Origin of the sequence: Phenylobacterium sp. (assembly GCF_037189685.1) — a bacterium.
Lineage (GTDB): Bacteria > Pseudomonadota > Alphaproteobacteria > Caulobacterales > Caulobacteraceae > Phenylobacterium.
In genome coordinates this window covers 1-6,202 of the sequence record NZ_JBBCIT010000047.1, presented here as the reverse complement: position 1 = coordinate 6,202, position 6,202 = coordinate 1, and the positions used below count along the sequence as shown (strand labels likewise).

Genomic DNA, 6,202 nt, shown 5'->3' with positions numbered 1-6,202 from the left:
CATCAGCATGCGGCGGACGTCGGGATGGACGATGATCGGGTCGGCCGGGCCGTCGGGGTTCTTCGGCCCCGTGAGCGATCGACCCTGGAGCCGCTCCTTGGCGAAGGCCGCGGCGGCCTGGTAGGCGGCCTCGGCCTGGGCCAGGCCCTGGATCCCGGTTCCGAGCCGGGCGTAGTTCATCATGACGAACATGACCGCCAGCCCGCGGTTCTCCTCGCCGATGAGCCAGCCGGTCGACTCCTCATGGCTGATGACGCAGGTGGCGTTGCCGTGGATGCCCATCTTCTCTTCCAGGCCCAGGCACTTCACGGCGTTGCGCTCGCCGGGGTTGCCGTCGGCGTCGGGGATGAACTTGGGCACGATGAAGAGGCTGATGCCGCGGGTCCCGGCCGGCGCGCCCTCGATGCGGGCGAGCACCAGATGGACGATGTTCTCGGTCAGGTCCTGCTCGCCGCCGCTGATCCAGATCTTCTGGCCGGAAATCCGATAGGTCCCGTCGGCCTGCGGGACCGCCTTGGTGCGCAGCAAGCCGAGGTCGGTGCCGCAGTGCGGCTCGGTCAGGTTCATGGTGCCGCCCCACGCGCCCGAGGCCAGCCTGGGCAGGTAGAGGCCCTTCTGGGCCTGCGTGCCGGCGGCGTGGATCGCCGCATAGGCCCCGTGCCCCAGGCCCTGGTACATCGTGAACGCCATGTTCGCCGAGGAGCTCATCTCGGTGACCGCCAGGCTCACGACGTCGGGCAGACCCTGGCCGCCGTAGGCCGGGTCCGCGCCCAGGCCCGGCCAGCCACCCTCGACCAGCTTTGCATAGGCGTCCTTGAAGCCGGTGGGCGTGCGGACGGTGAAGTCGGGGCTCCAGACGCAGCCTTCCTTGTCGCCCACGCCGTTCAGCGGGGCCAGCACCTCGGACGTGAACCTGCCGGCCTCCGCCAGGATCGCTTCGACCGTGTCGATGGAGGCGTCGGCGAAGGCGGGCAGGTTCGCGTAGCGCTCCAGCTCCAGCACGTCGCGCAGCAGGAAGGCGTAGTCCCGAACGGGGGCGGTATAGGGCATGTCGACTCCATCGGCGCGTCTGCGCCGCCGGGAGACTAGGGCGTCGGGAGCACGATCGGTCCGATGCAGATGTAATAGTGCCTCACGCCCTCAGCCCGCCGTCCGTGCGGCATAGTCGCCGATCCGCCGGCTGAGCTCGGCCTGGCGATCCCGGGCCGATACCCGAGGCGGCCCGTCCGCCAGCAAGACGTCCAGTTCGCCCAGCCTGACGACCCGATGATCCCGCACCAGGATGGCGGGATCGTGCTCGCCTGCGAACGCCGACCAGCGGAACATGGCCGTGCCCTGGCGCAGGTCCAGCGTGTCGAGCCAGTTCGGCGCGCCGACATCCACGGCCGAAAGCACATAGGTCACCGAGCCGTCGGGATTGGCGTGCGTCTGGCTGATGTTGCGGCTGACCGACCGGCCCGCCGGCTCGGGCGGGACCAGCCACGGCCCCAGCACCTGGGCCCCGGTGTACCGCGCCCCCGCCCGTGAGGTTGTGACGACCATCGCCTCGTCCTCGGCGAGCCGGAAGTGGCACAGGGTCAGGCGGCCCCAGCCGCCGTCCCGCGGCACGGGCGTGGGGAAGGTGTTGACGGGCGGCGCGCCCAGCAGCGTGTGCGGGATGTTGAACCAGTAGAGCGCCCATTCCCTAAGGTCATCGACCAGGTTGCCCACCAGGGCGTCCAGGCTCGGTGGGGGCGCTCCGGCCCCGGCGTCCGTCCGCCGGATCGCGAGCGGCGTCGGGCGTTGCCGCCAGTCCGACAACACGTTCCGGACGAGCACCGTCACCGGGCCGGGCTGGATCCGGAGGTGGTTGCGGCGGCCGTCCGCGGGCCGGCTGTCTATGGTGATGGCGAAATCGCCGCGGCCGTCGCACGCGAGCTCGCGCTCGGTGAGCAGGCCGACCTGGACGCCGCTGTCCGAACGGCCCGCGGGCGCCGGATGGCCCGGCGGCTTGCGGCCCGAAGCCTGACGGGCGTCCAGGCTGAAGTGGATGGGGCCGTCCGTCGGCATGCGCCCCGTCAGCACATAGCTGTAGTCGCCGTCGAGCGACAGGTAGCGATAGATGTTGTCCGGGCTCTCGCCCGATGTGCCGCGGGCCGGCACGCGCATGCCGAACCACTCCAGCACCGAGGGTTCGAGGTCGCGCAGCACGACAGGGCGGCGAGGGTCGGCGCCGATCTCGCGCATCGCCAGCGAGCCCGCATAGAGGCTGACGGCCCGGTCGAGCCAGGCGCGGCCGTCGGGGGTGTTCGCGGAAGGGTCGGCTGCAAGCTCGGCGCGAAGCCCGGCCTGGGCGGCCACGACCCTGGGGTCGGCCAGGATGTCGATCAGCAGGCGGTCGGCCGCCAGTTGCTCTTCGGTCGCCAGCGCGGGGCGGTCGGCCGCCGCCGTCACCGCGCTCATGCGGGAACGCCTTCGAAGGGGATGCCGAACACGGCGCGATAGGCCGAGAACCGCGCTTCGAGGTCGGCCCGGCCGAGGCCGAAATCGGCCAGGTCGTAGCGGAACCTGCCGTGTCGGTCGCCCTGGTTGGCGGAGTCCGTCATCCAGCCTTCGACAGCCGCCGCCGCCGTATCTCCGAACGGCAGGCCGAACCCCTTGTAGACCGAGCGGACGGCGGCCACGGGATCGGCCGCGAAATCGGCGTAGCGCAGATGGAACACGTCCGGATGCCGCGCGAAGGGGCTGGCCAGCGCGCGGTCGATCATCCCGGCGTAGCGGTCCAGCAACTCCCGGCCGAAGGCGCGGCGGTCGACGGGGCGGCCCGACATGCCCTCGGCGAGGTTGCAGTGGAGCGCGATGATGGACGGGATCACTTTCTGCGGATCGCGATGGATCCAGACCACGTGCGCATCGGGGTAGACGGTCTTCAGGGCCTCCAGGCGGATGTAGTGCTCGGTGCCCTTCAGGACCCAGCGTCGCCGGGGCGCGCGCCACTGCAGGTGCTGGAGGATGCGCCTGTGCGATTCGAAGAAGGCGACGTCGTCGTCGATCAGGTCGACGTTCAGGAAGCCGGGCGCTTCCGAGTAGTAGCCCATCGTCCGGCGGACGAAGTGGAAGTCCAGCACGCCCAGGTGCTCGCACTCGGCCGCCGAGGCGCCGCCCGCGTCGAAGTAGGGATGGGACTGCAGGAGGCTCGGGTCGCGCTGCAGCAGCTCGGCGATGTCCTGATCCGTCTTCCGCTGGCGAGCCTCGACGTCACGTCCGAGAGCGGGGGGCGGCGAGGGTCGGGCGACCTCCCAGAGACGCGGTGTCCGGTTCGCGGGATCGGCGCCGATCAGGACGTGCAGCAGCGTCGTTCCGGAGCGCGGGAGGCCGGTCACGAAGATCGGCCGCGAGATGGCTTCCCGGGCGATCTCGGGCATGTCGCGACGATCCTGCGCGATCCGTTCGCGCTGGGCCAGGATATCGTCGACCACGCGATAGGCGATGGCCAGGCCGTCGTCGCCCAGCCCGGCGTTCCGGATGTGGTCCAACAGCTTGGATAGACGTGCGCCCAGTTCGGGCGACGCGGCCTCGACGCGCGCGCTGGGAACCCCCTGGGCCATCCGTCGTCCTTCCCTGTGGTGCGGCCCTAGAGGCGCGCCCTTGGGGCCGATCGGTCCCGCGCCTGGCCGTCGGCACCGTCGCCCGGGCGGAGCGTAGGCCTGGCGCCGGCGCCAGGCCACGCGGCGAGCGCCGAGATTGCATCGGTAATCATTCGGACCGGAGCATTGACGGCGGACCTGTCCGATCCACCTTCGGCCCGCACCGGCCGCCGCGCGAGAGCGGCGGGACAGAGAGCCGGGCGGGAGGGAGCGATCATGCAGATCGACATCGCCACATACGATCCGCGGATACCGCTCGCCGATCCCTATCCGACATACCATGCCTTGCGCGCCCAGGCGCCGGTGCACTGGGCCGCGCCGGCGGGTGTCTGGGTGGTGTCGTCGCACCGGCTGATGCGCGAGATCATGTCGGACGACGAGACCTACGGGCAGGCCTATGTGCGCCGCGAGGTCAGCCGGCACGGCGAGGCGGTCCACGACCAGCCGTACTTCCAGATGTTCCGCCGGATGTTCTTCATGATGGACGGCGAGGACCACCGGCGGCTGAGGCCCCTCTTCGCGCGCTGGTTCATGGGGCCGACCCGGACCCGGGAACTGACCCCGATGGTCGAGCGAATGGTCGGCCAGGTGCTGGACGAACTGAGCGACCGCGAATCCTTCGACGTGATCCAGGACTACGCCCATCAGGTTCCGCTGCGCGTGATCAGCGAGATCCTGGGCGTTCCGCAGGCGGACTCGCGGCATATCGCGCACGACATCGAGGACATCGCGCCCGTCGTGGAGTCCGTCCCCAAGGACGCCGAGGTCAAGCGGCGGGCGGACAGGGCGATCGTGCAGTTGCAGGACTATTTCCGCGGCCTGGTGGAGAGCCGTCGGCGCAACATGGGCGACGACCTGCTCTCGGCGATGATCCAGGCCGGCGACGCCGGAGGCTTCGCCGACGAGGAGGAACTGCTGGCCAATGTGCTGCTGATGTATTTCGCCGGCCACGAGACCACCACGGCGGCGCTGGGGCTGGCGGTGCTGGCGCTGCACCGGAACCCCGATCAGTTGGCCCTCCTGAAGCGTTCGCCCGAGATCATGCCGACGGCCGTGGACGAACTGATGCGTTACGACGGGACGGCCCAGGGCTTCAGCCGCTCGTCGGACTGCGACGTCGTCGTGGGTGGCCACACGATCCCCGCCGGCGCGTTCATCCTGCTGCTGATCGGCGCGGGCAACCGCGATCCCGACGTGTTCGCCGACCCGGACCGGCTGGACCTGATGCGCGCGCCGCGCGACACGCTGTCGTTCGGTGGCGGCGCGCACGTCTGCATCGGCAACATGCTGGCGCGGCAGGAACTGCGGATCGGCCTGGCCGCGCTGCTCGAACGCCGGCCGGACCTTCGACTCGACACGGTCGACCCGCCGATCAGCGACTTCAAGCCGTCGCTGACCCGGGCGCTCACCACGCTCAAGGCCCGCGGCTGAGGGACCGGCTTCAGGGTCGCGGCCGCCGAGGTCCGGGTTGGCGCGATCCGCCCCCCGCGAGCCGAAGTGGAACGCAACTGCGGTCCGGTTCGCCCTGGAGCAGGAACTCCTGCTGGCTGGTGTTGGGGTTGAAGACCCGCCGCACGTCGACGATCCGGATCGGAGCCAGGTCCATGATGGCGGGAGCGCGAGCGGCGCGTCGAGCGCTGCCCTGGGGTCGTGGATCGCCCGTGTGATGTCCGCAGCGCCCTATGCCCCGACGGCCTCGAGCCGCCGCACGGCGTCCAGGGCCGGCCCTGCGAGCTCCGGCCGGCAGACGAGAAGGTCGGGCATGTAGGGGTCGGGGTTGTTGTACAGGCAGGGCGATCCGTCGATGCGGGAGACGTGGAGGCCGTGGGCGCGGGCGACGGCGGCGGGGGCGCAGGAGTCCCATTCGTACTGTCCGCCGGCGTGGAGGTAGATGTCGGCCTCGCCGCGCAGGACGGCCATGGCCTTGGCGCCGGCCGAGCCCATGGGGACAAGCTCGGCGCCGAGGGCCTCGGCGACCTGGACGGCCTGCGGCGCGGGCCGTGTGCGGCTGACCAGCATGCGGGGCGGTCCGTTGCGCGGCGGTGGCGGGGCCGTAGGCGCGTGGCTGGACAGCGTCAGGCCCAGGCCGGGGAGGGCGACGGCGCCCGCCGCGGGCGCCCCGTCGACGCAGAGCGCCACATGGACCGCCCAGTCGGTCCGCCGTTCGGAGTATTCGCGGGTGCCGTCGAGGGGATCGACGATCCAGACGCGGGACTTGCCCAGGCGGGCGGGGTCTTCGGCGCCCTCCTCGGACAGCAGCCCGTCGTCGGGGCGCTGGGCGGCCAGCGCGCGGACCAGGTACTCATGGGCCACCGCGTCCCCGGCGGCGCCCAGGGCCTTGTCGGCGATGAGGCCGTCGTCCTGGAGGGCGAGAAGCAGGCGCCCGGCCGTGGCGGCCAGGTGCGCGGCGAGGGCGGCATCATCCATCGGACGGGTCCAGCCACTGGAAGATCCGCTGGGCGGCGTCTTCTGGGGGAAGGGTGGTGGTGTCGATGTGGATCTCGGGGTGTTCGGGGGGTTCGTAGGGGGAGTCGATGCCGGTGAAGTTCTTGAGCTGTCCGGATCGGGCCTTGGCG

At 71.2% G+C, this 6,202-nt stretch carries 6 protein-coding genes; 1 reads left to right on the top strand and 5 read right to left on the bottom strand.

The window, feature by feature from the left end:
- From WG212_RS21585 to WG212_RS21575, 3 genes are all read right to left on the bottom strand, one after another.
- Positions 1-1,050 (bottom strand): acyl-CoA dehydrogenase family protein (locus WG212_RS21585; protein ID WP_337189179.1); only part of this gene is annotated, 1,050 nt, incomplete at its 3' end.
- A gap of 90 nt (positions 1,051-1,140) precedes the next feature.
- Positions 1,141-2,442 carry a hypothetical protein gene (locus tag WG212_RS21580; protein ID WP_337189178.1) on the bottom strand — a complete coding sequence of 434 codons (1,302 nt, stop codon included), beginning with the start codon at positions 2,440-2,442 and terminating at the stop codon, positions 1,141-1,143.
- Complete coding sequence (locus tag WG212_RS21575; protein ID WP_337189177.1) at positions 2,439-3,587, bottom strand: sulfotransferase; 1,149 nt, start codon at positions 3,585-3,587, stop codon at positions 2,439-2,441. The genes WG212_RS21580 and WG212_RS21575 overlap by 4 nt, the downstream gene beginning before the upstream one ends.
- Positions 3,588-3,842: 255 nt before the next feature.
- On the opposite strand from WG212_RS21575, the gene WG212_RS21570 reads away from it, so the two are divergent.
- Positions 3,843-5,057 (top strand): cytochrome P450, encoded by a 1,215-nt coding sequence (locus WG212_RS21570; protein WP_337189176.1) that lies wholly within the window; start codon positions 3,843-3,845, stop codon positions 5,055-5,057.
- 249 nt (positions 5,058-5,306) lie between these two features.
- Here the strand turns inward: WG212_RS21570 and WG212_RS21565 are convergent, their stop codons facing one another.
- Both WG212_RS21565 and WG212_RS21560 read right to left on the bottom strand, forming a co-directional pair.
- The gene (locus WG212_RS21565) at positions 5,307-6,053 is read right to left on the bottom strand and encodes a 3'(2'),5'-bisphosphate nucleotidase CysQ (RefSeq protein WP_337189175.1); all 747 of its coding nucleotides are present in this window, start codon (positions 6,051-6,053) and stop codon (positions 5,307-5,309) included.
- The coding region (locus tag WG212_RS21560) for an adenylyl-sulfate kinase (protein ID WP_337189180.1) at positions 6,046-6,202 on the bottom strand (157 nt) is incomplete at its 5' end. The genes WG212_RS21560 and WG212_RS21565, both read right to left, overlap by 8 nt.

Bases quoted from the DNA above. Each gene is read 5' to 3' on its own strand.
- WG212_RS21565 (WP_337189175.1), bottom strand. From the start codon at position 6,053: ATGGATGATGCCGCCCTCGCCGCGCACCTGGCCGCCACGGCCGGGCGC.
- WG212_RS21575 (WP_337189177.1), bottom strand. From the start codon at position 3,587: ATGGCCCAGGGGGTTCCCAGCGCGCGCGTCGAGGCCGCGTCGCCCGAA.
- WG212_RS21570 (WP_337189176.1), top strand. From the start codon at position 3,843: ATGCAGATCGACATCGCCACATACGATCCGCGGATACCGCTCGCCGAT.
- WG212_RS21580 (WP_337189178.1), bottom strand. From the start codon at position 2,442: ATGAGCGCGGTGACGGCGGCGGCCGACCGCCCCGCGCTGGCGACCGAA.